Annotated in this window: 18 protein-coding genes and 1 pseudogene; 12 read left to right on the top strand and 7 right to left on the bottom strand. The window is 71.1% G+C overall.

Annotated features, from left to right (window positions below; all coding sequences use genetic code 11):
* Positions 1-149 precede the first annotated feature (149 nt).
* Positions 150-1001 carry a response regulator transcription factor gene (locus WHN02_RS01215; protein ID WP_434741681.1) on the top strand — a complete coding sequence of 284 codons (852 nt, stop codon included), beginning with the start codon at positions 150-152 and terminating at the stop codon, positions 999-1001.
* 135 nt (positions 1002-1136) lie between these two features.
* Here WHN02_RS01215 and WHN02_RS01210 read toward each other — a convergent pair whose 3' ends face one another.
* Positions 1137-1550 carry a DUF5319 domain-containing protein gene (locus WHN02_RS01210; RefSeq protein ID WP_434741680.1) on the bottom strand — a complete coding sequence of 138 codons (414 nt, stop codon included), beginning with the start codon at positions 1548-1550 and terminating at the stop codon, positions 1137-1139.
* Positions 1551-1746: 196 nt separating this feature from the next.
* Between WHN02_RS01210 and guaB the strand changes: the two genes are divergently transcribed.
* Positions 1747-3309, top strand: a complete 1563-nt coding sequence (guaB, locus tag WHN02_RS01205) for an IMP dehydrogenase (protein ID WP_434741679.1) — start codon at positions 1747-1749, stop codon at positions 3307-3309.
* A gap of 33 nt (positions 3310-3342) precedes the next feature.
* Positions 3343-4461: a GuaB3 family IMP dehydrogenase-related protein gene (locus WHN02_RS01200; protein WP_350898444.1), complete on the top strand. Its 1119-nt coding sequence runs from the start codon at positions 3343-3345 to the stop codon at positions 4459-4461.
* Positions 4462-4607: 146 nt separating this feature from the next.
* Here the strand turns inward: WHN02_RS01200 and WHN02_RS01195 are convergent, their stop codons facing one another.
* Entirely contained in the window at positions 4608-7892 is a 3285-nt protein-coding gene (locus WHN02_RS01195; RefSeq protein ID WP_434741678.1) for a ThuA domain-containing protein, read from the bottom strand.
* A 221-nt stretch (positions 7893-8113) separates the two neighbouring features.
* Positions 8114-9259 (bottom strand): sugar phosphate isomerase/epimerase family protein, encoded by a 1146-nt coding sequence (locus tag WHN02_RS01190; RefSeq protein ID WP_434741677.1) that lies wholly within the window; start codon positions 9257-9259, stop codon positions 8114-8116.
* Between the two features lie 497 nt (positions 9260-9756).
* Between WHN02_RS01190 and WHN02_RS01185 the strand changes: the two genes are divergently transcribed.
* Together WHN02_RS01185 and guaA are read left to right on the top strand one after the other, a co-directional pair.
* Positions 9757-11208, top strand: coding sequence for a M1 family metallopeptidase (locus WHN02_RS01185; RefSeq protein WP_434741676.1), 1452 nt, complete (start codon positions 9757-9759; stop codon positions 11206-11208).
* A 164-nt stretch (positions 11209-11372) separates the two neighbouring features.
* The gene (gene guaA, locus WHN02_RS01180; protein WP_434741675.1) at positions 11373-12926 is read left to right on the top strand and encodes a glutamine-hydrolyzing GMP synthase; all 1554 of its coding nucleotides are present in this window, start codon (positions 11373-11375) and stop codon (positions 12924-12926) included.
* Positions 12927-12941: 15 nt separating this feature from the next.
* On the opposite strand, the gene WHN02_RS01175 is transcribed toward guaA, so the two are convergent.
* On the bottom strand, positions 12942-13334 hold the full coding sequence (locus WHN02_RS01175) for a PspC domain-containing protein (RefSeq protein WP_434741674.1): 393 nt from the start codon (positions 13332-13334) through the stop codon (positions 12942-12944).
* Between the two features lie 175 nt (positions 13335-13509).
* On the opposite strand from WHN02_RS01175, the gene WHN02_RS01170 reads away from it, so the two are divergent.
* The 3 genes from WHN02_RS01170 to WHN02_RS01160 all read left to right on the top strand — a co-directional run bounded on the left by WHN02_RS01170 (position 13510) and on the right by WHN02_RS01160 (position 16904).
* Positions 13510-14457 carry an NUDIX hydrolase gene (locus WHN02_RS01170; RefSeq protein ID WP_350898450.1) on the top strand — a complete coding sequence of 316 codons (948 nt, stop codon included), beginning with the start codon at positions 13510-13512 and terminating at the stop codon, positions 14455-14457.
* 131 nt (positions 14458-14588) lie between these two features.
* On the top strand, positions 14589-15479 hold the full coding sequence (locus WHN02_RS01165; protein WP_434741673.1) for an NUDIX hydrolase: 891 nt from the start codon (positions 14589-14591) through the stop codon (positions 15477-15479).
* 489 nt (positions 15480-15968) lie between these two features.
* Positions 15969-16904, top strand: a complete 936-nt coding sequence (locus WHN02_RS01160) for a CDP-alcohol phosphatidyltransferase family protein (RefSeq protein WP_434744120.1) — start codon at positions 15969-15971, stop codon at positions 16902-16904.
* 68 nt (positions 16905-16972) lie between these two features.
* Here WHN02_RS01160 and WHN02_RS01155 read toward each other — a convergent pair whose 3' ends face one another.
* From WHN02_RS01155 to WHN02_RS01145, 3 genes and pseudogenes are all read right to left on the bottom strand, one after another.
* Entirely contained in the window at positions 16973-18226 is a 1254-nt protein-coding gene (locus WHN02_RS01155) for a phosphatidylserine decarboxylase (RefSeq protein ID WP_434741672.1), read from the bottom strand.
* Between the two features lie 215 nt (positions 18227-18441).
* Positions 18442-18693, bottom strand: a pseudogene (locus WHN02_RS01150) (hypothetical protein); the annotation flags it as partial.
* Positions 18690-20432 (bottom strand): PspC domain-containing protein, encoded by a 1743-nt coding sequence (locus WHN02_RS01145; RefSeq protein WP_434741671.1) that lies wholly within the window; start codon positions 20430-20432, stop codon positions 18690-18692. The pseudogene WHN02_RS01150 and the gene WHN02_RS01145, both read right to left, overlap by 4 nt.
* Before the next feature lie 188 nt (positions 20433-20620).
* On the opposite strand from WHN02_RS01145, the gene WHN02_RS01140 reads away from it, so the two are divergent.
* From WHN02_RS01140 to WHN02_RS01125, 4 genes are all read left to right on the top strand, one after another.
* The gene (locus WHN02_RS01140) at positions 20621-21868 is read left to right on the top strand and encodes a PspC domain-containing protein (RefSeq protein WP_434744119.1); all 1248 of its coding nucleotides are present in this window, start codon (positions 20621-20623) and stop codon (positions 21866-21868) included.
* 2 nt (positions 21869-21870) lie between these two features.
* Complete coding sequence (locus WHN02_RS01135) at positions 21871-22557, top strand: response regulator (protein WP_434741670.1); 687 nt, start codon at positions 21871-21873, stop codon at positions 22555-22557.
* A gap of 186 nt (positions 22558-22743) precedes the next feature.
* Positions 22744-23955, top strand: a complete 1212-nt coding sequence (locus WHN02_RS01130) for a thioester domain-containing protein (protein ID WP_434741669.1) — start codon at positions 22744-22746, stop codon at positions 23953-23955.
* A gap of 806 nt (positions 23956-24761) precedes the next feature.
* Positions 24762-26399 (top strand): peptide ABC transporter substrate-binding protein, encoded by a 1638-nt coding sequence (locus WHN02_RS01125; protein ID WP_434741668.1) that lies wholly within the window; start codon positions 24762-24764, stop codon positions 26397-26399.
* Positions 26400-26544: the final 145 nt, after the last annotated feature.

Below are 26544 nucleotides of genomic sequence, written 5' to 3'. Positions count from 1 at the left end.
GGGCTGCTCACCGCTCACACGTGTCTGATCGAAAACCTCTCGCTACTCGCGGCATTTGTCCGAAAAGTCAGAAAAGTTCCGAGGATTGCCGGGAACCCCCTCCCGACGGGACGTCGCCGTGGTCTGCTCGTTCTCGGAGAGGAGACACAGTGCGTACTGTTCTCGTGTGCGTTCGGACACCGCTCGCCGCCCAGCACCTCGCGGCGGCCGCCGCCCGGCTCGGTCTGTCCTCCGTCGTCCGGACCGCAGTCTCCGATCCCGAGGTGATGCTGCGGCTCACCGAGCGACCGGCCGACGTGGTGCTGGCCGACACGGCGTTGACCCGGCCGGACAGTGCCGGGTTCGTCCGACGGGTGCTGGCCCGGGCCCCCCAGGCCGCCGTCCTGCTGCTCGGGGTGGAGGAGGGTGAGGCGGCGGCGGCCACCATCAGCGCCGGTGCCCGGGGCCTGATCCAGGGCGCCGACCACGACCTGACCAGCGCGGTGGCCAAGGCGCTGCTCCTGCTGGCCGTGCCCGGTCGCAGCGCCCGCCCCCGGGTGGGCGACCCGTCGCGGGACACCGCCGCCGTCGGCGGGTCGGCGGCGAGGGGTGGCCGGCCGCCGGCCGCCGGTGGCCCCGGATGGTCACCTGCCGCCCCGGAGGCGACGGCGGGAGCGCCGACGGTGGTGCCCGTGCAGCGTGGCGACGACGAGGCCGAGGCCGAGCCGACCCCACCCGGGGTCACCTCGTCGGGGACCACCTCGTCGGGGGTCACCGAGCCCACCCGCCCCCGCGCCGGCGTGCCCCCACGGGGCGGTCGCAACGCGGTGGGGCTCACCGAACGGGAACTCCAGGTGCTGCTCGGGATGGCCGAGGGCAAGAGCAACGCGGAGATCGGACGGGAGTTGTTCGTCTCCGAGGACACCGTCAAGACCCACGCCCGTCGGCTCTTCCGCAAGCTCGGTGCCCGGGACCGGGCGCACGCGGTGGCGGCCGGCTTCCGCGCCGGTCTGGTCGCCTGACCACCCCGTCGGCAGCCCGTCCGTGACCGGCCCGCTGTCCGTGACCGGCCCGTCCGTCCGTGACCGGCCTCCGTCCCTGGGCAGCCCGGTCGTCAGTGACCGGCCCGCCGTCCGTGGCGGTCCGCCCGTCGGTGGTCAGTCGGCGGACGTCGGCGGGTCCTCCTCGGTGCCCTCGGAGAGGGTGTCGTGTACGCCGTCGGCGTACCCCCGGGCGTAGTCCCAGGTCACGTAGTGGTCGGGATCCGGGTCGTAGGCCGGCTCGTGCACCCGGGGACGCCCCGAGTTGAGCAGGTGCCGCAGGTTGCCCCGGAGCAGGTCCCAGTCGAAGTAGTGCGGCTCACGACAGTCCTCACAGTCGATCACCAGCCCGCGTACCCCGATCGGCGTCAGCAGTGCCTGGTAGATCTCCAGGTCGGCCAGGTCCTCCAGTACGTCCTGTCGCTCGACCTCGGTCAGCGGGTCGAGGGGGGCGTCGTCGCCCGGATCGTGCAGGCCGGCTGCCGGATCCGCCGGGTCGCCGTTGAACGGGTCGATGGGCTCGTCTTGCACCCCCTCACCGTAGACCCAACGCCGACCGGACGCCCGCCCCCCGGCGGCGTCGACCCCCCGAGCCTCGGTGGACCCGCCGCCACAGGCGGTGGGCAGCTCACTGGGTACGATGAGGCGATGCGCGGGGTCCGGTGGCCCGGCGGACCACCTCACCACCCCTCGCTGAAGCCCGTTCGACCAGCTCAGGAGAGCAATCGTGGAGAATTCGCCCGGTCCCGACGTTGCCGCAGGTGCCGAGAGTGGCGAGCTGGGCGGTCACCTTCCGGAACTGCCTGCCGGCTCGGCGCGGGTGGTGCCGCTCGGTCTGACCTTCGACGACGTGCTCCTTCAGCCGGGCGAGTCGGACGTGGTGCCGAGCCGGGTGAACACCGTCACCCAGCTCACCCGTAACGTGCAGCTCACCGTCCCGCTGCTCTCCAGCGCGATGGACACGGTGACCGAGGCGCGGATGGCGATCGCGATGGCCCGGATGGGCGGCATCGGCGTGTTGCACCGCAACCTCTCCGTCGAGGACCAAGCCCTCCAGGTCGACCTGGTGAAGCGCTCCGAGTCCGGCATGATCACCAACCCGGTGACGGCCAGCCCGGACGACACCCTCCAGGAGGTCGACCAGCTCTGCGGGCGGTACCGGATCTCCGGGGTCCCGGTGGTCGACGGTGACGGGCAGCTCGTGGGCATCGTCACCAACCGGGACATGCGCTTCGTCTCCGAGCCGGCCACCCCGGTCCGCGAGATCATGACCCGGACGCCGCTGATCACCGCCCCGGTCGGGGTGAGCAAGGACGACGCGCTGAGCCTGCTCCGCCGGCACAAGGTGGAGAAGCTGCCGATCGTGGACGGCTCCGGCAAGCTGCGTGGCCTGATCACCGTGAAGGACTTCACCAAGAGCGAGCAGTACCCGAACGCCACCAAGGACGACGCAGGTCGGCTGCGGGTCGCCGCCGCCGTCGGGGTGGGGGAGGACTCGTACAAGCGGGCCCGGACCCTCGTCGACGCCGGTGTCGACGTGGTGATCGTCGACACCGCCCACGGCCACCAGCGGGCCGTCCTCGACATGGTCCGCCGGCTCAAGAAGGACGTCACCGTCGACGTCGTCGGCGGCAACATCGCCACGTACACCGGGGCGAAGGCCCTCGTCGACGCGGGCGTCGACGGGGTGAAGGTCGGAGTGGGGCCGGGCGCCATCTGCACCACCCGGATCGTGGCCGGGGTCGGGGTGCCGCAGATCACCGCGATCATGGAGGCGGCCCGGGCCGCCCGCCCGGCCGGGGTCCCGGTCATCGGCGACGGCGGCATCCAGTACTCCGGCGACATCGCCAAGGCCCTGGTGGCCGGGGCGAACACGGTGATGCTCGGCAGCCTGCTGGCCGGCTGCGAGGAGAGCCCCGGCGACCTGATCATCATCAACGGCAAGCAGTACAAGGCGTACCGGGGGATGGGGTCGCTCGGCGCGATGCAGTCCCGTGGTCAGGCCAAGTCGTACTCCAAGGACCGCTACTTCCAGCAGGACGTCCTGGCCGAGGACAAGCTGGTCCCGGAAGGCGTCGAGGGTCAGGTGCCCTACCGTGGCCCGCTGACCCAGGTCGCCCACCAGCTCATCGGCGGGCTGCGCGCCGCCATGGGATACGTCGGCGCGGAGAGCATCGCCGAGCTGCACCAGCGGGGCCAGCTCATCCGGATCACCGCGGCGGGGCTCAAGGAGAGCCACCCGCACGACATCCAGATGACCGTCGAGGCGCCCAACTACCACTCCCGCTGACCGCCACCCCGACGAACAACTGGAGCCCCCATCATGCGTGACGTGGTCGAGATCGGGCTGGGTAAGACCGCGCAGCGCGGTTACCACCTGGACGACATCGCCATCGTGCCGAGCCGGCGTACCCGGGACGTCGACGACGTCTCCACGGCGTGGCAGCTCGACGCGTACCCCTTCGCCATCCCCTGCGTCGGGCACCCCTCGGACGCCACCATGAGCCCGGCCTCGGCCGTCCGGCTCGGCGAGCTCGGTGGGCTCGGCGTGCTCAACGTCGAAGGGCTCTGGACCCGGTACGAGAACCCGGCGAAGGTCCTGGAGGAGTTGGCCGCCCTGGGCGAGGACGCCCGCGCCACCAAGCGCCTCCAGGAGGTGTACGCCGAGCCGATCCGCCCCGACCTGATCGCCGAGCGGGTACGCGAGCTGCGCGCCGGTGGGGGCACCGTGGCGGTCCGGGTCTCCCCCCAGCACACCCTGGCGCTGGCCCCGGTGATCCTCGACGCCGGGGTGGACATCCTGGTCATCCAGGGGACCATCGTCTCCGCCGAGCACGTCTCCACCACCGACGAGCCGCTGAACCTCAAGGAGTTCATCGCCGACCTGGACCTCCCGGTCATCGTCGGCGGGTGCACCGACTACAAGACCGCCCTGCACCTGATGCGGACCGGGGCGGCCGGCGTCATCATCGGCACCGGTGGGGACGAGTGGTCGACCACCGAGTCGGTGCTGGGCATCAGGGTGCCGATGGCCACCGCGATCGCCGACGCCGCGGCGGCCCGCCGGGACTACCTCGACGAGACCGGTGGCCGGTACGTGCACCTGATCGCCGACGGCGACCTGCGTACCTCGGGTGACATCGCCAAGGCGCTGGGGTGCGGGGCCGACGCGGTGATGTTGGGCGAGCCCCTCTCGCTCTGCGCGGAGGCCCCGGCCGGGGGTGCCTGGTGGCACTCGGCGGCCAGCCACCCGTCGCTGCCCCGGGGGGCGTTCGAGGTCGCCGGTGAGCCGATCGGTTCGATGGAGCAGCTGCTCTTCGGCCCGGCCGACGAGCCGGACGGCCAGCTCAACCTCTTCGGTGCGCTGCGCCGGGCGATGGCCAAGTGCGGCTACCGGGACCTCAAGGAGTTCCAGAAGGTCGGCCTGGTCCTGGACCGCTGACCTGCGGCTCGACCCGGACGGGGCCGTCGACCTCCGACGGTCCGCCTCGGGCGGGTCCGCCGACCTCCGGTCCGCCGACCAGGGAAGACGAACGGAACCGGCCCCCGCCACTGTGGCGGGGGCCGGTCCTCGTCGTACCTCGGGGGTCAGTCGGTGTTGAAGTTGACCCAGTTGAAGTTGAACAGGTTGCTGGTCGGCCCGCCCTCGACGCCCCGGAAGACGAAGTAGAGCTTGTGTGAGCCGGCCGGCTGGTTCACCGCGACGTCCGTGCTGGTGAACGCGTTGTTGCCGGTGGTGGCGTTCAGGTTCGCGGTGCCCACCAGAGGCCCGTCGGGTGCGTCGAGTCGCAGCTCGACCTGGGCCCGGGGCTGACCGGCGGTGGCGGCCGACCCGCCGGAGTGCCGCAGGGTGATCGAGGTGACCCCGCCCAGGTTGATCGGGTCCATCGCGATGTGGTCACCCGGGTCGATGCCGTTGACGTGCTGGCCGCCCCCGGCGTCGGCGGTGTTGCCCACTCCCACGCCCTGCTTGATCTGGGCGAACTCGGCCTGCTGACGGTAGAGCTGGATGATGGTCTGGCCGGTGCCGGTCAACGGTCCCTGACCGCCCCCACCGAGGTCGGTGTAGGAGGCGCTGAGCCCGCCGTAGAGGTAGCTGCCGGCGTGGTCGGCCCCGTCGGCCGGGGTCGGGATGGTGCCGGTGCATCCGGTCACCGAGCCGTCCGGGTGGCCGTGGTCGTCGTGGCCGAGGACGAAGGTGACGGTGACCCGGGAGCAGTCGATCGTCCCGTCCTCGGGGTCGGTCACGGTGACCACGTACGGGACGTCGTCACCCCAGTTGAACAGGCTGCCCGGGATGGGCGAGGTGACGGTCACCGTCGGGGCGGTGTTGCCGACGGTGATCTGTCGGGTCAGCACCGCGGTCTTCCCGCTGGAGTCGGTCACCGTCAACCGGGCGGTGTAGGTGCCGTTCTCGGTGTAGGTGAACGAGGTGACCGGGTCGGCCGAGTCGACAGTGCCGTCGCTGGTGAAGTCCCAGGCGAAGGAGATCGACTCACCCGGGTCCGGGTCGTAGCTGGCCGTCGCGTCGAAGTTGACGGTCAGCGGGGCCTGCCCCGAGGTCGGGCTGGCCTGGAGGTCGGCCACCGGGGCCCGGGTGCCCTTGACGTACCGGATCACCGAGAGCTGGGCCTCCGGGTTGGCCCGGAAGAAGCCCTTGCCGTACTCCAGGACGTAGAGGGACCCGTCCGGGCCGAACTCCATGTCCATCGGGCTGCTGAACGGGGTGTTCGGGACGAAGGACTCCACGTCGAAGAGCCGGTCCCGGCCGTTGGTCCGCATCATGAAGAACTTGTCGCGGGTGAACTCGCCGAAGACCACGGCGTTGTCGTAGTACTCGGGGAACTTGACCTCGGAGGTCGAGTCCCTGTCGTACTTGTAGATCGGGCCGCCCATCGGGCCGACCCCACCGGTGCCGATCACCGGCCACGTGAAGTCACAGGCCTGGGCCGGGTTCTGGAGGTACGCCTCGGGACACGGGGTGGTGGCGTTGAAGGTGTACCAGAACTGCACCGGCTCGACCTTCGGCAGCTCCCGCAGACCCGTGTTGCGCGGCGAGTCGTTGATCGGGGCGGCGCAGTCGAAGGCCCCCTTCGGCGTACGGGTGGCGAAGTCGAAGTCGATGTACGGCTGGTCCGGGGTGTTGCAGTACGGCCAGCCGTAGTTGCCCGCCTTGTTGGTGGCGATCCACCTGCCGGTGCCCTCCGGGCCACGGTCCGGGTGGGGGAGCCGGGCGTCGGGGGAGTAGTCACCGATGTAGACGAAGCCGTTGTCGGAGACGTCGAACCGGAAGGGGTTGCGCAGACCCATCAGGAAGATCTCCGGGCGGGTCTTCGCCGTACCCTCCGGGAAGAGGTTGCCGCGCGGGATGCTGTACGTCCCGTCGGCCTTCATCTTGATCCGGATGACCTTGCCCCGGAGGTCGTTGGTGTTGGCCGAGGAACGCTGGGCGTCGTAGGCCGGACCCTGGGTGGGCATCTCCAGGATCGGGGTGTACTGGTCCGACCCGGCGGCGTTGGTGTCGTCCCCGGTGACCAGGTAGAGCAGGCCCTTGCCGTCGAACCGGATCTCGCCGGCCACGTGGCAGCAGGCACCCCGGTCGACGTCCACCCGCAGGATCTGCTGTTCGGTGCTCAGGTCGAGGCGGGGGGTCGGCTCCTCCACGAACTTCACCCGGGAGAGCTGGTTCCAGCCCTTGTACGCGTCCCACGCGGTCGGGTCGTTCGAGGTGGCCGGAGCGGTGCCCTCGTTGGTGCCCGGGATCTTCGGGGAGTAGTAGATGTAGACCCACTTGTCCTTGGCGAAGTCCGGCCCGATGGTGACGTACTGGAGGCCGTCCTCGTCGTGGGTGTAGACCGGGATGGTGGTGATCACCGGGCTGGCGCCGGTGGCCGGGTCGTAGAGCCGGACCTCGCCGCCCCGGGTGCTGTGCAGGACCCGGCCGTCGGGAAGCACCGACAGGTTCATCGGCTCGCCGGGCTCGTCGTTGAGGGTGACCTTCTCGTAGTTGGCCCACACCGTGGCGCCGCAGTCGCCCTCGACCACTCCGGCCGCCCACCGGATGCCACCGAGGATCTGCTTGCGGAAGGGGTTGTACCGGAAGGTGTCCCCGGTGTGGCCCAGACCGGTGTAGAAGGACCGCCCGCCCTGGTAGTCCTGGCACCAGGTGATCGGGTGGTCGAAGCCCATCGTGCCACCGGTGTAGCTGGCCTCGTCGAGGGTGGCCAGGACGTGCGCCTTGCCCCGGACGTTGGTGGAGAAGTTGTACCACTGGTCGGTGTGCTGGAGCTGACGCGGCAGGGTCTCGGTGGCCGGGTGGGCCCGGTCCGCCACGTCGATGATCGCCTCGGTGACCGAGGACTTGCCGGTGGCCTTCGCCCCGATCAGGTCCTGGTAGAACTGCCAGTCCGGCTCGGTCTCGGCGGCGGAGTGGATGCCGACGAACCCGCCACCGGTCTTGATGTACTCCTCGAAGGCGGCCTCCTGGGCCGAGTTCAGGATGTCGCCGCTGGTGTTGAGGAAGACGATCGCCCGGTACTTCACCAGCTCGTCGGCGGTGAAGAGGCCGGCGTCCTCGCTGACAGTGACGTCGAAGCCGTTGTTCTTGCCGAGGTTGCGCAGCAGGAGCGAGCCGTCCCTGATGGAGGCCCGGCGCTCACCGGCGGTCTTGGTGAAGACCAGGACACCGAAGCTCTCCGGTGCCCTGACGTCGGAGCGGAGCGCGGCCGGGCCGTTCTCGGCGGCGACCATGTCCTCGGGCGGGGTGTCCGACTCCGGGTTGGCGGCGGCGGCGGTGGTGGCGGGTACGAGCGATACGGCGAGCATGAACCCAGCGGCGACGGCGAGCCATCGTCGGCCGGTCGAGACTTTCATGGTGCCTCCGGGGGTAGGCAGGCGCGCGGAAGTACCGGCGCGGGGGCCGGTGGCGCGGTTGCGAGGGGTGAACCTGGACTGACGACGCGGACCGCCGCCGTGCGGTACGTCGTCGGTGCCCGCGCGTGCCGCCGATCAGCGCGGGAACTGGAGGGGGCGCCTCGTCCGGAGACGGGCGGCCCGACCCGGGTGGGGGCCGGTGGACCGGCCCCCACCGGGGATCACTTGGGCAGGTAGATGGTGAGGTCCGAGAGGTTCTGGTAGCTCGTCGCGGCGATCGCCAGCGACTGGCCCTGGTTCTCGCTGCCGCCGGGGGCGGTGTCCATCTCCCAGTTGGCGCTGCGGAAGTGCCGCTCGCCGATGGTCTGGAAGAACTGCTGGAAGTTGATGTCGCCCTCGCCGAAGGGGGTCATCTCGTGTCCGTTGGCGAGGTCGGGGCGGCGGGCGCCGTCCTTGGCGTGGAACAGCGGGAACCGGCGGGACCGGTCGGCCACGGTCAGGATCGGGTCGAAGAGGCTGGTCTTCTCCACCCCGTTGGGGTTGATGAACTTCTGGTGCTTGAACCGGGCCACGTACGCCCAGTAGATGTCCATCTCGAAGAAGACGTACCGGGGGTCGGTCTGCCCGAAGAAGTACTCCAGCCGGCGGATGCCGGAGGAGCGGGTCTGCTGCCCGGCCGAGTTGCGGGGGCCGGAGTCGATGAGGAAGTTGTACTCGGCGTCGTGGTTGTGGGTGTAGAGCCGCATCCCCCGGGAGCGTGCCTGGCGGCCCAGCTCGTTCCAGATGTCGGCCTGGGCGTCCCAGTCGGCCTTGTAGGCGCTGTTGGTCGGGGCGCTGCCGGTGCCGAGGTTCTTCATCCCCAGCGTCTCGGCGATGTCGAGCTGCTGCTGGAAGGTGCTCGGGTTGATGGAGACGTGGCAGCCGTTGGCGACCAGGCCGTTGTCGTCCAGGATCTTGCGGATCTCGGCCGGGGTGATCTGTCGACCCAGGATGTTGGTGTTCTGGGTGAAACCGGCGAACTCGATCTCCTTGTAGCCGATCTCGGCGAGGCGGGCGAGGACCCGCTCGAAGCCGTACGGGACCCCGCTGTCGTCGGGGGCGGCGGAGATCCGGTCCCGGACCGAGTACAGGATGATGCCCCGGTTGTTGCCCGGGATCAGCGGGGCGGCCCGCAGGCCGCTGCTGCCGGTGTCCGGGTCGGTCTTGCGGGTCGCGCCGAGGGCGGGTGCGGCGGTGCCGAGCACCGGCATGCCGACGGCACCGATGGCGGCGGCGGCCCCGGCCGAGGCGGCGAGGAGCTTACGACGACTGAGCCGACCGTCGGAGTTCTGCGTGACGGGGTCGTGGGAGAGCTGGGGGTCCGGCATCGTTGCACCTTCCTAGACGGCGGGAGGCCGTCGAGCGTCCGTGACGGCGAGCCGCCGTCGGTGGAGAACACCAGGTGTGCGGCGGATCCGTCGGACGGCGCCGCCGAAGCGCCGTCGAGGTCCCCGGAGTGTCCGGTGGGGACCGTCGGTCCGCGAGGAGGAGAGGTTCGGGGGTATGAGTCCACTCGCCGCCACGGGTGGACGTGTGCCGCCCCTCGGGGGAAGGGGCGACCGGGCGCTGGCCAAGGTCGTCGTAGCGCGTGAGGAGTGTTGCGTCCGCGTTACATCTTGGGGTCAGACCTTAACTTCGGTGCCCCGCGAAAAGAAAGAACTCAGCAGGGCAAACTTTTGTATTTTTCGACGAAAGCCTGGTGGAGGGGGTCTGCTACGGCCTGTCCATCCCCGACCGACGTCCCGACCCCGCCTAGGCTGACCGGGAGGACCGGCCGGACTGCCCGCACGGGAGGATCGGCCGGACTGCTTTCACGGGAGGATCCATGGGTGTGACCCGACGCGGTACCCGACGGGCCGTCGGCCTGCTCCTGACCGGGGCGCTCCTGGTGGGCGGATGCCAGTCGGCACCCGAGCGCCGGGACGGGCCGTCCGGCGCACCCTCGTCCCCGGACTTCCGGCCCGGAGCCGCCGGGATCGGCGACGACTACTTCCCCACCTACGGCAACGGGGGGTACGACGTCGACAGGTACACGGTCCGGGTCCGCTACGACCCGGCCGACGAGCGGCTCACCGGTGCCACCACCATCGAGGCCACCGCCGTCGCCGACCTGTCGTCGTTCAACCTGGACCTGTCCGGGCTCACCGTCTCGAAGGTCACCGTGGACGGCGCCGACGCCCGGCACCGGCAGGAGGGCAGTGAACTGGTGGTCACCCCGGCCGCCGGACTCCGCACCGGCACCGGGTTCCGCACCGAGGTCACCTACGCGGGCAGGCCGCAGCCGATCGAGAACGAGACCCTCGGCGAGGGCGGCTGGCTGCACACCGTCGACGGGGCGATCGCCCTCGGCCAGCCCGAGTCGGCGAGCAGTTGGTTCCCTGTCAACGACCACCCCTCCGACAAGGCCACGTACGACTTCGAGATCACCGTCCCGGAGGGGCTCACCGCTGTCAGCAACGGCGTACCGCAGGGCCGCAGCAGTGCCGACGGCTGGACCACCTGGAAGTGGGCCGAGCGGGTCCCGATGGCCAGCTACCTGAGCACCGTGGTGATCGGCCGGTTCCGGGTGAGCACCGGCGAGCACAAGGGTCGGCCGGTCTACCACGCTGTCAGCACCGGCCTGCCGAAGGGGCCGGCCGACGAGTCGATCGCCGCCACCGTACGGGTCGCCGACTACCTGGAGACCCTCTTCGGCCCGTACCCGGTGCAGGCGTACGGCGGGGTGGCGATCGCCGACCACAGGATCCGGTACGCGCTGGAGACCCAGTCCCGCCCGGTCTACGGGCCGAGCTTCTTCGCCCAGGGCAGCAACGTCGAGGTCGTCGTCCACGAGCTGGCCCACCAGTGGTTCGGCAACAGCGTGGCGCTGACCAGGTGGTCCGACATCTGGCTCAACGAGGGCTTCGCCACCTACGCCGAATGGCTCTGGAGGGAACACGACGGCGGCCCCCGCGTGCAGCAGACCTTCGACGCCCGTTACGCCGAGGCGTCCCCGCAGCTGTGGAGCACCCCGCCCGGTCGGCCCGGCCCGGAGAACCTGTTCAGCGAGTCGGTCTACCAGCGGGGCGCGATGACCGTGCACGCGCTCCGGCTGGCCGTCGGTGACGACGCGTTCTTCCGGATCCTCAAGACCTGGGCGGCGGAGAAACGCGACGCCAACGCCACCACCGACGAGTTCGTGGCCCTCGCCGAACGGATCTCCGGCAAGCAGCTCGACGACGTCTTCGACCCCTGGCTGTACGGCACCCGCCGCCCCACCCACCCCCAACCCCGCTAGTGACGGAAGTGCCCCGGTCGCCGCCGACGGTATCGAGGGGCACCCTTCTCAACGAGCCCGTCGGGTCGGGTCGAACGGGCCCGCCGGGTCGGGTGGGTCGGGACGTGCCGAAAGCGGGGAGCCCGTGGTCGGTGCCGGGGTGACTGTCGGTAGGCTTCCTGCGCATGAGCACGCCTCGTCCCGTCCTCGTGGTGGACTTCGGAGCCCAGTACGCCCAACTCATCGCACGGCGGGTACGCGAGGCGAAGGTCTACTCGGAGATCGTCCCGCACACCATGCCGGTCGCCGAGATGCTGGCGAAGGACCCGGCGGCGATCATCCTGTCCGGGGGGCCGTCCAGCGTCTACGCGCCGGGCGCCCCGCAGGTCGACGCCGCGATGTTCACCGCCGACGTGCCGGTCTTCGGCATCTGCTACGGCTTCCAGGCGATGGCCCTGGCCCTCGGCGGCACCGTCGCGCGGACCGGCGGCCGGGAGTACGGCGGCACCCCGCTGCACCCCCGTGCCGAGGCCGGCGTCCTGCTCCGTGAGCTGCCTGCCGACCTCCCGGTCTGGATGAGCCACGGCGACTGCGTGACCGAGGCCCCCGACGGGTTCGTGGTGACCGCCGAGTCGGCCGGTGCGCCGGTCGCCGCCTTCGAGGACGTCGCCGGGCGTCGGGCCGGGGTCCAGTTCCACCCGGAGGTCGGGCACACCGCGTACGGCCAGGAGATGCTGACCCGCTTCCTGTACGGCATCGCGGGCATCGAGCCGACCTGGACGCCGGAGAACATCATCGACGACCAGGTCGCCCAGATCCGGGCGCAGGTCGGCGACAAGGAGGTCATCTGCGCCCTCTCCGGCGGGGTCGACTCCGCGGTCGCCGCCGCCCTGGTCCACAAGGCCATCGGTGACCAGCTCACCTGTGTCTTCGTCGACCACGGACTGCTGCGCGCGGGCGAGGCCGAGCAGGTCGAGAAGGACTACGTCGCGGCGACCGGGATCAAGCTGAAGGTGGTCGACGCGGCCGACCGGTTCCTCGACGCGTTGGCCGGGGTGACCGACCCGGAGCAGAAGCGGAAGATCATCGGCCGGGAGTTCATCAGGGTCTTCGAGGCCGCCGCCCGGGAGGTCGCCGCGCACGGTGACGTCGAGTTCCTGGTGCAGGGCACGCTCTACCCGGACGTGGTGGAGTCCGGCGGGGGCAGCGGTACCGCCAACATCAAGAGCCACCACAACGTCGGGGGCCTCCCGGAGGACCTGAAGTTCGCCCTGGTGGAGCCGTTGCGGACGCTGTTCAAGGACGAGGTCCGGGCGCTCGGCCTCCAGCTGGGGCTGCCCGAGGCGATGATCTGGCGGCACCCGTTCCCCGGCCCCGGGCTGGCCATCCGGATCATCGGCGCGGTGGACCAGGAACGGCTGGACCTGCTGCGTCGTGCCGACCTGATCGCCCGGGAGGAGCTGACCGCCGCCGGCCTGGACCGGGGGGTCTGGCAGTTCCCCGTGGTGCTCCTGGCCGACGTCCGCAGCGTCGGGGTGCAGGGTGACGGGCGCAGCTACGGGCATCCCGTGGTGCTGCGCCCGGTGTCGAGCGAGGACGCGATGACCGCCGACTGGTCCCGGCTGCCCTACGAGCTGGTGGCGAGGATCTCGACCCGGATCACCAACGAGGTCGCCGAGGTGAACCGGGTCGTCCTGGACGTGACCAGCAAGCCTCCGGGCACCATCGAGTGGGAGTGACCCTCCCCGGGCGGGTCAGGCCGTCCTAGCCGGTCCCTCGGGCGGTGCCGTGGTGGACGTGGCGTCAGCCGTGGCGGTCGGCGCGGATGCCGGGTCCGGCGGGGGCGTCGGCCAGGCGGGGTGGGGCTGCGGCGGGGGGAACCCCGGGGCCGATCCCGCCGGGTACGTCGAGTGCGGCCAGGCCGGCGCACCGGTCGGCTCCTCGGGCATCAGGAACCACAGGACCGGGTACGCGAGGGCGGCGAGGCCCCCGGTCAGGATCGTCGCCACCGCGAAGACCACCCGGACGAGGGTCGGGTCGACGGCGAAGTAGCGGCCGAGCCCACTGGCCACCCCGGCCACCATCCGGTCGGTGGTCGGGCGGCGGAGCTGCTTGTACGGGGCCTGAGCGGAGTGTGGAGAAGTCATGTCTCCACGGTGCCCCGCACGGGGCGTCACGACCTCGGTGACTGCCCGGATCCGTACCCTGAGCCGACCCGGAGTCGGGTGGGCCGTACCCTGATCTATTCCCTCTGACCAGCGTTACGTCAGGAATCCGACTCTTTTCCGCCGCGGTAACGCGGTCCGGGGAGAATTTCCCCTCGTGACCACCATGCTGGAGCCGCTCCGCAAGATCGCGGCATACGCAGTTTGTGCTGACTCAGTCGGCCGGGTGTTGCTGGTCCGCGCATCAGAGCGCTCCGGCACCCCCGGCACTTGGTCGTTGCCCGGCGGCGCCGTCGACCACGGCGAGGACCCGAACCACACCGTCGTCCGGGAGACCGCGGCAGAGACCGGGCTCTCGGTCGCCGTCTCCGGCCTCTCCGACGTCCTGGCCGACATGCGGGCGCTGCCCGAGCGGGCGATCACCATCCACACCGACCGGCTGATCTACCGGGTCTCGGTCCGTGGTGGCACCCTGACCGACCGGGTGGACCGGCCTACCGACCTGGCCCGTTGGTTCACCCTCGACGAGGCCCGGCTGTTGCCGCTGCGCTCGTTCACCGCCCGCGCCCTGGGCCTGTCGACCAGCTCGGTCGACGTGGTGCCCGACGAGGCTCCCGACTTCCCGTCCTTCTACGCGGTTCCCGGTCCGGACGGGCTGCACCGGGCGCAGCGGTTCGCCGCGTACGCGGTGGCGACCGACCCGGCGGGTCGGGTGCTGCTCACCCGGGTGGCCGACGGCTACCCCGGGGCGGGCTGCTGGCACCTGCCCGGCGGCGGCACCGACTACGGCGAGCAGCCGGGAGCGGCGCTGATCCGGGAGCTCGTCGAGGAGACCGGGCAGACCGGCCGCCTGGTCGAGCTGCTCGGGGTGGCCAGCCACCGGGACGCCGCCTCCCTCGGCCCGGAGGGCTACCCGATCGACTGGCACGGCGTCCGCGCCTTCTACCGGGTGATGGTCGACCAGCCGGCCCCACCCGTCGTGACCGATGTCGGCGGCTCCACCTGCGAGGCGCGCTGGTTCGGTCGGGAGGAGTTGGGGGCGCTGCCCTCCGACCGCCTCACCGAGGTCACCGCCGAGGCGGTGCAGGCGGCCCGGCTGACCTGACACCCTGGCCTCCCTCCCCGCCTGTCCCCTCCCTCCCCACTCGTTGGGTGTGGGGCCGACCGGGCGGCACGCCGGCCCATCTGTGGTTAGCCTCATGATCGACGAGGTGGGACGGGCGGGGAGGGTTCACTGTGGGTACGCGGGAACGACGGATCGGATCCTACGGACTGTGTCGTGACGGTGACCACGTGCTGTTGGTGCGCGGGGCCGACGACTCCCTCTTTCCCGGGGCGTGGGGCCTGCCCGGGGGAACCGTGCAGCACGCCGAGCACCCGTCGCACACCCTGGCACGCCGGTTCGTCGAACAGACCGGGCTTCCCGTCGAGGTCGGCGGGGTGCACGCCGCAGTGGCGGACGTGGCCCACGTGGCCGATCGCGCGGTGCACACCGACCGGGTGGTCTTCGAGGTGACGGTCCGGCCGGACGGATCCGGGGTCCCGTCCGACAGGCACCCGGACGTGGCCTGGTGCACCCCCGCCGAGGCGTCCCGTCTGCCGCTGATGCCGTTCGTCGTCGAGCTGTTCGACTTGCCTGTCGCTCCGGCGTCGCCGACGCCGGAGTCCTCTCCGGCGGCCGTGCCGGCCGGGGAGCACGACCGGGGGCAGCGGTTCGCCGCGTACGGGCTGGTCACCGACCCCGCCGGACGGATGCTGCTCACCATGATCGCCGATGGGTACCCGAGCGCGGGGCGGTGGCACCTGCCCGGTGGTGGCACCGACCACGGTGAGCAGCCGATCGCGGCCCTCCTGCGGGAGTTGGTGGAGGAGACCGGGCAGGTCGGTCGGGTGGTCGAGATGGTGGACGTGGACAACCTGCACAACCCGAGGGCGATGGGTCCGGAGGGGCGGCCGATGAACTGGCACAGTGTCCGGGTCGTGTACCGGATGGTCGTGGACGAGCCGACCGAGGCGGTGGTGACCGAAGCGGCGGGAGGTTCGACCGCGCGGGCCGCGTGGTTCGCCCCGAATCAGATCGCTACCCTCTCATTGACCGAGGTGGCAGCCCGACTAACCGGGCGTTAAGCCGCATAGCTGACACCCGATGCGCCGGCCGTGGTGCTCTCCGGTAGAGTCGGTAGGTGAAGTTAATGCGCGAAACGGCTATCCAGCGGCAAAGTGGTTGAACTCCGCCGACCTGGGTAACTATCCGTCAAGCCAGGAAGCGCACCACCGACGGATAGAAGTAGCAGGTGGGTCATCTGCCGCAGACCGAGGCAGCCCGCCCAAATGGATGATATCGCCATAGACGGGAACAAGAGGGCGGTCGGCGCGGTTTAAGGGAGATACAAGTACCGCCGGCAGCTATCGCCAACCCCCGTTCCCCTGTGCAATTGTGTACTCCGCGAAACGGCTGCCGGGCCAGCAAGCGGTCCGGCACGAGAAGAGCCGGACCATCCCGTCCTCGTGACGGTGAGTCGATCCGGTGATGGAGGAACCGTGCCGAGAGCCCCATGGCGCCGGCGTCGTACGACCGACAGTCCGCGTCCCGCAGGGCGTCGCTGGGCGGGCAGGTTGCGCCGCAGCGGCACGTTCGCCCGACAGGTACTCCTGGTCCGGGTGGGTCGCCAGAACGGCGACTCGTCCACCGGGACCGACCTGGTCCTGCCCGAGCACCGCCACGTCGACCGGCCACGCCGCCGATACAGCCTGGGCCGCACCGTCGGTGCCGAGGCGACGACGATCGCTCCGGTCAGCCCGGCGGTGCCCCCCACCGTCCGTCCGGTACCTGTCGACGAATCACCGACGGCGACCATCCCGTTGCTCCCCGGTGAGCGCACCGTCGGTCGGCGGCTGAAGTTCGCACTCGTCAACGCCTGCACCCTGGCCAGCCTGGTGCTCGGCATCAACGCCATCTTCGTCGCCATGCACGGCGAGGTGCGGCTCGCCGCGCTGCTGCTGATCGCCTGCGTGGCCTTCGACGGCCTCGACGGCCTGCTCGCCCGCCGGCTCGGTGTGGCCAGCCCGTTCGGCGCGCAGATGGACTCGCTGGCCGACATGTGCTCGTTCGGGCTCGCCGCCCCGGTGGTGGTCTACGCCTCGCTCGCCGGGTCGGCCCCCACGGCCGCCGCAGCGGTGGCCGCCGCACTCGTCGCCGCCTGCGCCGCGATCCGACTGGCCCGGTTCAACGTCTCGCCGAAGGACGGCCGGTTCTTCTGCGGCGTCCCCACCACGATGGCGGCCGCGGTGCTCGCCCTCGGTGTGGCCATCGGCCTGGAGGTGCCGGCGGTGCTCCAGGTCGCCGGGGTCGCCCTGCTGGCCTTCACCATGGTCTCCAGCTTCCCGTACGCCAAGCTCGCCCGCCTGGTCAAGCTGCCGCCGTGGGTGTGGCTGGTGCCGGTGACCGGTGCGCTGATCGACGTCCGGCTCACCTTCGCGCTGATCGTGGTGGGCTACCTGGCCAGTGGACCGCTGCTCTGGCTGCACCAGCGCCGGACCGCCGGCGTCTGATCGAACGAACCGACGAGAACGGGGTGCCGCGCGGACGCGGCACCCCGTTCTCGTCGTTCCCGCAGTGACTACTGCCAGCGGGCGATGACAGTGGATCCGCCGGCCACCCGGTCACCGGGACCCACGAGCGGCACCGCCGCGTCGGCCGGAAGGTAGACGTCGGTCCGCGAGCCGAACCGGATCAGTCCGAACCGCTCGCCCCGGGCCAGCAGCGACCCGATCGGCGCCCGCTGCACGATCCGCCGGGCGATCAGGCCGGTACGCTGCGCGACCACCACGGTTCCGTGGTCGGTGTCCAACACCGTGTACGCCGCGACGTTGTGCTCGGCCTCCGGCTTCATCGCGTTGGCGAACCCGCCGTCGGCGACGAAGTAGTCGGCCACCTTGCCGGCCACCGGGGAGCGGTTGACGTGCACGTCGAGCACTGACAGGAAGACCGCGACGCGGAGCCACTCGCCGTCGCCGAACCGCTCGTCGTAGAGCCGCTGGACCGACAGGACCTCACCGTCGGCGGCGGCGACCACCGCCGACGGGTCCTCCGGCACGTCCCGCTGCGGGTCGCGGAAGAAGGCGGCGACCGGGAGCGCGGCCAGCGCCGGCAGCAGCCACAGCTTCGACTTCGGGCGGGTCACCCGGGCCAGTCCGGCCAACCCGAGGGCGATGCCGGCCGCGGCCACCCCGTTGGAGTCGATGTGCATGCCCCGGGTCAGCGGGACGCTGGACGGCCGGTGGGCCGGGGCCAGCCGGGCGGCCCGAGCCACCTCCGCCACCGTCAACCGCAGCCGGTGGATCCGTACCGGAGGCTTGTTGCGCAGCACCAGGTCGGTGCCGACGCCGAACAGCGCGCTCTGGCGCTCCAGCTCCGCCGCCGCGCCCTCGGTCCGGCCCGGGAGGGCGGGCGTCGCCACGGTGATCACTCCACCCTCGGCGAGCAGCTTGCCCAGGCCCTCGATCGTGGCCCGGGCCTCGTCGGCGGTGCCGGTGAGCGGCTCGGCAACCATGATCACCTCGGCGGTGTCGGCCTCGCCGAGGGACTCCACGACGCGTACCCGGTCGGCGATCCACCGACCCTGAGTCTCGACGTGCAGGCGCAGGTCGGCGGCGGTCGACCCGGCAGCCGCGACGACGGTGAGCACGTCACCCGGCAGCAGCGCGTCGAACGCTGCGGCGAGCGCCGCGGACTCCGGGTCCGCGCCGACGAGCAGCGCGGGCTTGGGGTCGTTGTGGCGGGCGAGTTCGGTGACGAGGGTACGAGCGGCACGCTCGCCGATGCGGACCGGGCCGGGCCGGCCGGCGGCGGGCACGGCGGGGGACTGGGTCATCTCGAACGGGCTCCTGACGAGGTAGCGAACGGCAATCGCGGCGTGACGCGGTGACACGGACCCACGGGGCGGGGGAGATCTCCCCCGGCCAGCATAAGCGCCGTCCGGTGCCGACCACACCGCTGTGGTCAGTCGAGGGCCCGGTCCCGCCCGATCGGTGGGGCGTCCCGGCCGTCGACGAGAGACTGCCCCACGGTCACGTCCGGCAGGGCCGACCCGTCCAGCGGGGTCTCCCCGTCGGGGGTGGTCTGTCCGTCGGGTGCGGTACGCCCGGTCTTCGGCGACCGGGCCGCGCGTACCGCACCCGCCAGGCCGAGCAGACCGACCAGGAGCAACGCCCCGGCGACGAACCAGCCGACCGCCGGAGCGACGAACCCGACCAGCTGGGCGACAAGCCACCAGACCGCGATGCCCAGGAAGATCAGTCCGAAGGCGAGCGAGACGAGATCCGTACGGTGGGTCCTCATCGGGTCACCACCAGGTGTCCGGCCTTGACGTTGACGTACAGGGTCAGCGCCCCGCCGCCGGAGCCGTCCACGCCCGAGTCGAGGACCCTTCGGTCACGGTTGTCGACCCCGCTGGTGCGCTGGCCGAGGATGTCCGCCTCACCGGCGCGTACGTCGCTGATCACGGTGACGTCGACGTCCGAGGGCAGGTGCACGATGGCCTCCCCGAAATTGATCGAGACGGTTACCTGGCTGTCCTGGCCGTCGAAGTCGACGGCACGCAGGTCGAGTACGGCGCGTCCGAAGAAGTGCTCGTACCGGTCGGAGAGTTCGGTGTGGTCGGCTGGTGTCCAGGTGACGTTCCCGTCGTACGTGCGGACCCGCTGCCAGGACTCGCCCACCGTGACCACCCCGAGCGCCGCGGTGGCGACCAGGCCCAGGGCGATCAGCCACCGGGCGCGGCCGAACCACGTGCCGACCAGGAGCCCGACCCCGATGGTGGCCAGGGCCACCGCGAAGTACGCCGACGGCCGGGCCGACACGACGCCGAGCAGGTCGAGCACGGCGAGCACGCCGAGGGCGACGAAGATCAGGGAGAAGGTGACCGCCCCCAGCGGGGACCGCTCCCGGGGTCGCTTCGGTGGACGGGGTGCCGCCTGCGGCGGTCCGGGCGGGACCGGTGGTGGCGGAGGGCCGCCGTAGGGCCCGTGGGGTGCGAACGGCGGCCGGTAGCCGCCCGGCGGAACCGGCGGGTAACCGGCCCCGACGGCACCCGGACCCCACGAGGGTGCGGCCGACGCCGTGGTCGTCTCGGACCCGGGCGGCGGGGTCGGCGGTGCGGGAGCGGGCGACGCCACGGCCGGGGGTACGACGGGCCAGGCGGGGAGGGTCCCGCCACCCACCGGCCCGGCGAAGTGCTGCCCGGCGGTACGCGGCGGCACGCCGGGAGGCACCGCCCCCACCCCGGCAGCGGCGTGGGCGTCCGGCATCGCGTGGTGTGGGGGGACGGCCACCGGCACCGTCGCGTACGGCGGCACTGCGAACGGTGCCGTCCCGTCCGTCGGCGGAGCCCCGAACGGCGGCGGACCGCCTGGCGGGTGGGAGCGGCCCGGCGCACCGTTGCGTTCCCGGTTGAGCAGCAGCGCCCCGCCGACCAGGATCGCCACACCGAGGAGTACGGCGGTGAAGGCGTCGGTGACGATGTAGGTGAAGATCACCGCGACCACGATGCTCAGCACGATCACCGTCACCGGGGACATGCTCGACCGACCCCGCCCGAGCATCGACTCGACCGGGGAGGCGGTGTCCCCCTCACCCGGGATGATCAGCCAGGCGCTGAGGTAGACCAGGATGCCGATCCCGCCGAAGAACCCGAGCACGGCGAGCAGGACCCGCCACAGCACCGGATCCGTGTTGGTGGCCCTACCGATCGCCGCGCAGACCCCGGCCAGGTACCGCCCGTCGCGTGGCCGGACCAGGCCGTACCGCGAGGTGAAGGCGGCGCTGCCGAGCGGCGGCGGGGGACCGGCGGTGCCGGGTGGCGGACCGGCGGGGCCGGGTGTTGGTGGCGGACCGGCGGGGCCGGGTGGCGGTGGGGGGCCGGCGTTGCCGGGTGGCGGTGGCGGGGGACCGGGGAACCCGGTGGGGTCGGGCTCGGGCGGGGTGCCCGCCTGCGGCGGCGCGACCCGGGATCCGGTGTCCGGCTCCGGCCCGGTCGACGCCGACCCGGGACGGAACGACGGCGCAGCTTCCTCGGTCATACTCCCGATCCTGCTCCGCGACGGCGCGGACCACCTCCGGGACCGGACCCTGAGCCCACCCTGAGAAGAGGACCCGACAATGTCCGGGGCGTCCCCGTGGTCGACCGGGCTGACGACGTGTGACGATCGACCGGTCGGCCCCGTTCTCGACCGGCACCCGCTCGTCCCGCCCTGACCAGGGAGTTCCGATCAACGCCGTCAGCCAGCCACCCCGCCTCTACCGGGCACCGGAGCGCCGGTTGGCCGCCGGTGTGGCGGCCGGCATCGCCGATCATCTCGGTCTCCCGGTGGTCCGGGTACGGATCGCGTTCATGATCCTGCTCGGGCTCAACGGGTTCGGTCTCCTGCTGTACGCGGCGTTCTGGGCGGTGGTCCCGGTGCGGCCGGGGGACACCGCCGTACCGCCCCGGCGGGGATTCGGTCAGCTGCTGCCGTTCGTGGTGATCGGCCTCGGTGTCCTGCTCCTGCAGATGATGGTCTTCAACTCGGTCGGGGCGGCCGGTACCGCCGGTTGGCTGGTGGCGATCATCGCCGTCGGGGCCGGGGTGATCTGGCACCAGTCCGCACCGGAGCGCCGGTGGGAGTGGGGCGAGGCGATACCGGTGCCGTGGCTCAACGCCGTGGTGGAGGAGAGCGACCGTCGGGCGTTCGTGCTCCGGTTCATCGGCGGAGGGCTGCTGGTCGCGGTCGGCATCATCGGGGTGGCGGCGGTCTACTCGCCCGCCCAGAACTTCGAGGCGGTGCTCAACGGGGTCATCTTCGCCCTGGTCGGGCTCGCCGGGGTCGGGGTGGTCGCCGCCCCGATGCTGTGGCGGACGTTCAACCAGCTCCGCTCCGAGCGGGAGGGGCGGATCCGGGAGCAGGAGCGGGCCGAACTCGCGGCGATGATCCACGACCAGGTGCTGCACACCCTGGCGCTGATCCAACGCAACGCGGCCGACACGACCACCGTCCAGCGGCTGGCCCGGGGGCAGGAGCGCTCCCTGCGCAGCTGGCTGTACAAGCCCACCGCCTCCCCCCACGAGCGGTTCGCCGCAGCCCTGGAGGAGGCCGCCGCCGAGGTCGAGGACACCTTCGCGATCACCGTGGAGGTGGTGGTGGTCGGGGACCGGGAGACCGACGAACGGGTCTCCGCACTGGTGGCGGCGGCCCGGGAGGCGATGGTCAACGCGGCCCGCCACGCCGGCGTACGCACCGTCTCCCTGTACGCCGAGGTGGAACCCGAGCAGGCCAGCGTCTTCGTCCGGGACCGGGGTGCCGGGTTCGACCTGGATACCGTGGAGAATCACCGGCACGGGGTCCGGGGCTCGATCGTCGGGCGGATGAAGCGTCACGGCGGTCGGGCGGAGATCCGTACCGCTCCGGGAGAAGGAACCGAGGTCCGGCTGATCATGCCGATCGCCAAGGACTCGTCGACGGTGGAGAGGGACAGTTGACCATGGACCAGCAGCCGATGGAACCGGCCGGGCCGGCGAGCACCCAGGGCGAACGACTGCGCGTGTTCCTGGTCGACGACCACGCGATGTTCCGGGCCGGGGTCCGGGCCGAGCTGGGCGCCCACGTGGAGGTGGTCGGCGAGGCGAGCACCGTCGCCGAGGCGGTCGGCCGGATCCCGGTGACGGCGCCGGACGTGGTCCTGCTCGACGTCCACATGCCCGACGGCGGGGGGCGGGCGGTGTTGGAGACGTTGCGGCGTACCCACCCGCAGGTGCGGTTCCTCGCGCTGAGCGTGTCGGACGCGGCGGAGGACGTGATCGGGCTGATCCGGGCCGGTGCCCGGGGGTACGTCACCAAGACCATCGCACCCGACGAGTTGGCGGCGGCGATCCGTCGGGTGGCCGACGGCGACGCCGTGTTCAGCCCCCGGTTGGCCGGATTCGTACTCGACGCATTCGCGTCCCGGTCGGACACTCCCGTCACCGATCCGGAACTGGATCAGCTCACCAACCGTGAGCGTGAGGTTCTCCGATTGTTAGCGCGCGGGTACGCGTACAAGGAAATCGCCAAGGAACTTTTCATCTCCATCAAGACCGTGGAGACGCACGTCTCCAACGTGCTGCGGAAACTTCAGATGTCGAATCGCTACGAGCTGTCACGGTGGGCCGCCGACCGTCGACTGGTCTGACATTTTCCCGGCACCAATCAGGGCAAAGGTCGAATTCCTCTCCCGGCGGGGCTGACAACTGTACGGTCGTCGGCTGATAATTCCCCGTCACGTTTCTCGGACACGGGTGGTCCCATACCCGCGAGAACGCCTGGCTTCCGGTCACCCGCCCGACGGGTCACCCCTGGGGAAGAGGTACGCGATCTGATGTTCGGACGACGAGGACGGCGCTGGGCCCGGCTCGCGGTGGCGGGCGTGGTCGGCAGCGCACTCGCGCTCGGGGTGGCCGGTCCGGCCGCCGCCGAGGGACCGGTCACCGGCCGGGCCACGGAGAAGCCGGGGACGGAGGTCGTCCTCCAGCTCAACAGCCGGCCGGAGACCACCTCCGCCCTGGAGTTGGAGATCGAGGGCAGGAAGGTGCCGGTCTTCTGCATCGACTTCCACACCCCGGTCGCGCTCGACGGGGACTACCAGGAGGGCACCTGGGACGAGTCCCAGGTGAAGAACCTGGCCAAGGTGCAGTGGGTGCTCACCCACGGGTATCCGAACGTCGACGGCGACGCGTTGCTCGCCGCGGCCGGTGCCGAGGTCCCGGAGACCGGTTTCCGTAAGGAGACCGTCCTGTACTTCGGCACCCAGACCGCGATCTGGCACTTCAGTGACAACGTCCGGCTCGCCGACCGGGCGAACCGTCCGAATCTCACCAGGCCCGTCGAGTACCGGGCGATCAAGAAGCTGTACGACTACCTGATCGCCAACGCCACCGACGCGCCGGAGCCCGAGGCCGAACTGAGCGTCGACCCCCGGGCCGCCGAGGTGGCCGTCGGCGAGAAGGCGGGACCGTTCACGGTGCGGGGCCCCGCCGGTGAGATCGCGCTTCGGGTCGAGGGCGGCAGCGCTGTCGACGCCGAGGGGCAGCCGGTCACCACGACCGCCAACGAGGGGCGTTTCTGGCTGAACCGGGACGGCGTCGGGAAGGTGACGGTGACCCTCACCGCCGAGGACTCGGTCTCCTTCGGCCGGGTCTTCCTCTTCGCCGGTGGCAAGAACCGCTACCAGAAGCTGATCCTCGGTGGCAGCACCGGTTCGCAGCTCACCGCCGAGGCCGGCGCGGTCTTCACCCCCGCCCCCGAGCCGACGCCGTCCTCGCCGACCCCGAGCGAGCCGCCGCAGTCCCCGTCCCCCTCCCCGTCGCCGTCGGAGTCGACGACGACCCCGCCGGTGGAGAGCCCGGAGCCCTCCTCCTCCACCCCGCAGGAGAGCCCGGCCCCGTCGACCTCCCCGGTCAGCGGCGGCGGGAACCTCCCGCTCACCGGTTCGCCGATCGCGGTGGCCGCCAGCATCGGAGTCCTGCTGTTCGCAGTGGGTGCGATCACCGTGCTGGTGTTGCGCCGCCGGAAGGTCCGCTTCACCGCCTGACCGGTGGGGTGGCTCGGCCACCCGCTGCATCCGGCCCCGGCACCGCCACCGCGCGGTGCCGGGGCCGGACTGTTTCCACGTCCCGGGCGGTCCGGGTGACGTCGGCGACCGGCCCCGCCCGCTGTCCACCGGGCGGCATCCCTCGCCGACCGGCGCGCCCCATGCATCGGCGGTGGTCCCTGACCTGGTGAGGAAGCCCACGTTGTTGGCAGGATGTCCGGCGACCCGGGGTCACCGTTCGGTGCGCTGCCGGTCACCCTCCCGGCGCGGGTGCGATGTCCTGTCGGCGCGACAATCATCGTCCGTACGGTTGAACTTCGAGTCGGTCGGCCCCGATTGCCGTTGGCGACGCCTCAGGAGCCGGTGTGACCCGGAGGGGGTGCGAGGTGCCCGTCGAAGGCCCGTTCTGACCGAGTTTTGCCAGGTCAGGATGCTGGATCTGGGGTATTTCATGATCTTTTTTCAAGTATCGACGACGTGGCGGCCAACTAACGTCTTGATAACGGCGCCTTCACGGAACCCGTCGGTAGGTGTCACAGTTGCAGCACCTCGCCCCCTCGCGTGAGGCGCCCTGCCTGACCTGCCGGCCGCGGACGCTGCTGATCGAAGCGCTTCGTGGCCTGCTGTTCTGTGCGGCGTCGCATGCGACGGGGTCGGTGGCCCGGCGGATCGGTGCATCAGGGGGTGCCCCGATTTCCAGCGGTGATCCGGCGCTCGGTGTGGTAATGGGCCTACCGGACGCCAATCACCCCCACACGTGCGTGAAACCCACGCGGAACCAGGTGAGAAAGAGGAGGCCCCTCGTAATGAGAGTCTCGAAGCGGGCGAGCAGCGTCGTCGCGGTGGGCGCGGCGTTCGCGCTCGTCGCGTCCGGCTGCTCGAGCGACAGCGACAGCGGCGAAGGCGGTAACAGCGCCGACGGCGCGATCACCATCCACGGCGTCCAGCCGGAGAACCCGCTGGTTCCGGCGAACACCACCGAGACCGGTGGCGGCAAGGTCATCGACTGGATGTGGACCGGCCTGGTCGAGTACCCCAACGACGGCAGTGCCCCCCGGAACGCGGTGGCGGAGTCGATCGAGACCACCGACTCCAAGGTCTTCACCGTCAAGATCAAGCAGGACACCAAGTTCCACGACGGGACCGTCGTGAAGGCGAAGAACTTCGTCGACGCCTGGAACTGGGCCGCGTACTCGCCGAACGGCGCGCAGAACAGCAGCTTCTTCGCCGACATCCAGGGCTTCAGCGACGTGAACAAGCCCGACCCGGACGAGGACGGCCCGCAGAAGGCCCCCGAGCCGACCGCGGACAAGATGTCCGGCCTGAAGGTCGTTGACGACTGGACCTTCGAGGTCACCCTGAACGCGCCGACCGCCGTCTGGCCGACCAAGCTCGGCTACAGCGCCTACAGCCCGCTGCCGGACGCGTTCTTCACCCAGAAGCCCGAGGAGTTCGGACGCAGCCCGATCGGTAACGGTCCGGTCAAGTTCGTCTCCTGGGAGGACGACGTCCTCATCAAGCTGACGCGCTTCGACGACTACAACCTGCGCGACAAGATGAAGATCAAGGACGTCGACGTCAAGCTGTACCAGGACGAGTCGGCCGCCTACGCCGACCTGGTCTCGGGCAACCTCGACTGGGTCGAGCAGGTCCCGGTCTCCGCGCTGGCGGGCGACAGCTGGAAGAACGACCTCGGCGAGCGGGCGATCAGCACGACCACCCCGATCACCGGCATCATCGCCTTCCCGATCTACGACGAGCGCTTCCAGGACGTCAAGCTCCGTAAGGCCGTCTCGCTGTCGATCAACCGGCAGGAGGTCGTCGACAAGATCTTCTTCGGTACCCGGAAGCCGGCCACCAGCTGGGCCAACCCGCTCGCCCCGGGCACCGTGGACGGCAACTGCACCGTCTGCACGTACAACCCGGACGAGGCCAAGAAGCTGTTCGCCGAGGCCGGTGGCTTCGAGGGCGAGATGGTCTTCTACTACAACGCCGACTCCAGCCACAAGGAGTGGATGGAGGCCGTCGCCCAGCAGGTGAAGACCACCCTGGGGATCGAGGCCCGCGCCGAGGGCATGCCGACCTTCGCGGTCTTCCGTCAGGCGATCAACGCCGGCAAGATGACGGGTCCGTACCGCGCCGCGTGGCAGCAGGACTACCCGGACGTGGAGAACTGGATCAACCCGCTGTACGTGACCGGTGGTTCGTCCAACGACGGTGGCTACAGCAACCCGCAGGTGGACGCGCTGGCCAAGGACGCGGGTGGCCAGGCTGACCTGAACGCCTCGCACGCCAAGTTCGCCGAGGCCGTGAAGCTGATCGACCAGGACGTCCCGAGCCTGCCGATCTACTACTACGCCAACCAGGCCGGACACTCCGAGAAGATCAAGAAGCTCGAGGTGACGGCGGTCGGCGAGCTCGACATCACCAGCGTCGAGCTCTGATCCGAGGCGGTCAAAGCCCCGGGCCGGGCTCACACACCCGTGAGTCCGGCCCGGGGCCGTTCCGCGCGGAGCACCACCGCGGCACCGCGCGTAGTCACCACCGTGTCGGGTATACCCGACACCCCCCTGTCTGGGAGGACCACCC

The organism is Micromonospora sp. SH-82, assembly GCF_051132485.1.
Classification (GTDB): Bacteria; Actinomycetota; Actinomycetes; order Mycobacteriales; family Micromonosporaceae; genus Micromonospora.
The sequence above is the reverse complement of the archived record's forward strand: the minus strand, read 5'-3'. Positions and strand labels throughout refer to the sequence as shown.

What these genes read in the sequence shown, in the direction of transcription:
- WHN02_RS01200 (WP_350898444.1), top strand. Translation starts at nt 3,343, where the DNA reads ATGCGTGACGTGGTCGAGATCGGGCTGGGTAAGACCGCGCAGCGCGGT.
- WHN02_RS01195 (WP_434741678.1), bottom strand. Translation starts at nt 7,892, where the DNA reads ATGAAAGTCTCGACCGGCCGACGATGGCTCGCCGTCGCCGCTGGGTTC.
- WHN02_RS01190 (WP_434741677.1), bottom strand. Translation starts at nt 9,259, where the DNA reads ATGCCGGACCCCCAGCTCTCCCACGACCCCGTCACGCAGAACTCCGAC.
- WHN02_RS01185 (WP_434741676.1), top strand. Translation starts at nt 9,757, where the DNA reads ATGGGTGTGACCCGACGCGGTACCCGACGGGCCGTCGGCCTGCTCCTG.
- guaA (WP_434741675.1), top strand. Translation starts at nt 11,373, where the DNA reads ATGAGCACGCCTCGTCCCGTCCTCGTGGTGGACTTCGGAGCCCAGTAC.
- WHN02_RS01175 (WP_434741674.1), bottom strand. Translation starts at nt 13,334, where the DNA reads ATGACTTCTCCACACTCCGCTCAGGCCCCGTACAAGCAGCTCCGCCGC.
- WHN02_RS01155 (WP_434741672.1), bottom strand. Translation starts at nt 18,226, where the DNA reads ATGACCCAGTCCCCCGCCGTGCCCGCCGCCGGCCGGCCCGGCCCGGTC.
- WHN02_RS01145 (WP_434741671.1), bottom strand. Translation starts at nt 20,432, where the DNA reads ATGACCGAGGAAGCTGCGCCGTCGTTCCGTCCCGGGTCGGCGTCGACC.
- WHN02_RS01135 (WP_434741670.1), top strand. Translation starts at nt 21,871, where the DNA reads ATGGACCAGCAGCCGATGGAACCGGCCGGGCCGGCGAGCACCCAGGGC.
- WHN02_RS01130 (WP_434741669.1), top strand. Translation starts at nt 22,744, where the DNA reads ATGTTCGGACGACGAGGACGGCGCTGGGCCCGGCTCGCGGTGGCGGGC.
- WHN02_RS01125 (WP_434741668.1), top strand. Translation starts at nt 24,762, where the DNA reads ATGAGAGTCTCGAAGCGGGCGAGCAGCGTCGTCGCGGTGGGCGCGGCG.